This is a genomic window from Niastella sp. (genome assembly GCF_045805085.1).
GTDB lineage: Bacteria > Bacteroidota > Bacteroidia > Chitinophagales > Chitinophagaceae > Niastella.
In genome coordinates this window covers 1-1,429 of record NZ_JBJMLX010000297.1, presented here as the reverse complement: position 1 = coordinate 1,429, position 1,429 = coordinate 1, and the positions used below count along the sequence as shown (strand labels likewise).

The window sequence follows — 1,429 nt, the reverse complement described above, 5'->3', positions numbered from 1 at the left end:
TCAGACCATGTTGATTGGGTGCTAAAGGCTGTTGCGTCAAAATTAATAGTGGGCGTATTGAAGGTTTCGAAAAACCCCACTGTTTGAAAGTCGTTCGCCTGCGAACTCGACATTCTGAAAAGTTTATAAGGTTGGTTGTTTTCGGAGTAGATACCGGTTATCCGCGGCCGGATGTTGATGAGCTGAAGGCTGTGAAATATAAAATCTGAGTTGGTGGCGCCTCCACCGAACTGCTTTGTTCTTACAATATTACCCGTTAAAGAGTCAATAACGATGATGCCGCCGATCTTTCTGCCTCCTTCCTCACCCGTGTATCCTATAAACCACCGTACATCTTCTACCATTCCAACTGTTTTACTTTTGGGAAGCGCCTGTACCTTTTTCAACCATGCAATATTACCCGAAGTATTAAACCGGGCATATAGCATGGTGGAGTCATCTTCCGCCACCACACCTATTGTACCGGTTTTGGTGGCAAGCACATACGCCCCGCGGTAATCGGTGGCAGTTTGAATGGACTTTATCCACAAAAAGGTCCCGGCCATATCTGCAGCCGCCACAAACGGATGCTGGTTTGTTCCATTGGTGTTTTCAATGGTGCCGGTCATAACCAGCGTGCCATCAGGTAACTTGCCTATGCTCTGGATGCGTTCGTTTAAGCTGCTGTTACCGAAGGTTTTTGACCAAACAACTTTGCCGTTTATATCCAGTTGCTGCAACAGGCCATCCTGGTTTCCATTGATGGTAGTATACCCTACCTGGAAACTGTTGCCGGTGCTATTGCCATACATATCATTAATGTGGTTGTCATAGGCGGCATCGCCCGTTTGTGAACGGAAAGTGTAGGTAGTGCAGGCATCTATCGGGTAAGGCGAAAGCACGTTCTGCGAAAAACCATTTAAAAAGCAACATTGAAACAGGGCTAACAGGCAGCTCAATTGTAATACTCTCAGGCACATCTTACTTGGGTTGGTATGGGGGATTTTCCCATAGTTTTTTAAGGGCTACGACTTTCTGGTGCCTGCCAAAATACAACAAAATTGTTAATAATATTAACCCAGGAATTTATACACATACGGGGAGATATTACAGGAGGGAATTTGAATAAATGCCCTATTTTACGCCCTGCTGTATGCCTGAAAACCATTACAGGAATTGTGACCATGAAACAGGAAGATCTATTGTACTTATTGACTGCGAATCCTGCCATACAAATGCTCCGCTCCCGGAGCGCCCGTTGGTATTTACCCTTTCTTTACCATGTATATAAGGAGGAGAACCGGTTTGTTATTGGGGAAGACATATTAATTCAATTATTATCCGAAACGCTTTCGCACCAGGAAGACGGCACCGAGGATTTTGAGGAAGCCAAAATCATTTTCGGGGAAGACGAAGAAACCCGCAGCCGTAAATACATTCTGAACTGGGT

The 1,429-nt window shown here is 45.1% G+C and carries 1 protein-coding gene and 1 pseudogene; one reads left to right on the top strand and one right to left on the bottom strand.

The window, feature by feature from the left end:
* On the bottom strand, nt 1-959 hold a 959-nt coding region (locus tag ACJ751_RS15320; RefSeq protein WP_407746375.1), incomplete at its 3' end, for a hypothetical protein.
* 81 nt (nt 960-1,040) lie between these two features.
* Here ACJ751_RS15320 and ACJ751_RS15315 point away from each other — a divergent pair.
* Nucleotides 1,041-1,429, top strand: a pseudogene (locus ACJ751_RS15315) (hypothetical protein); the annotation flags it as partial.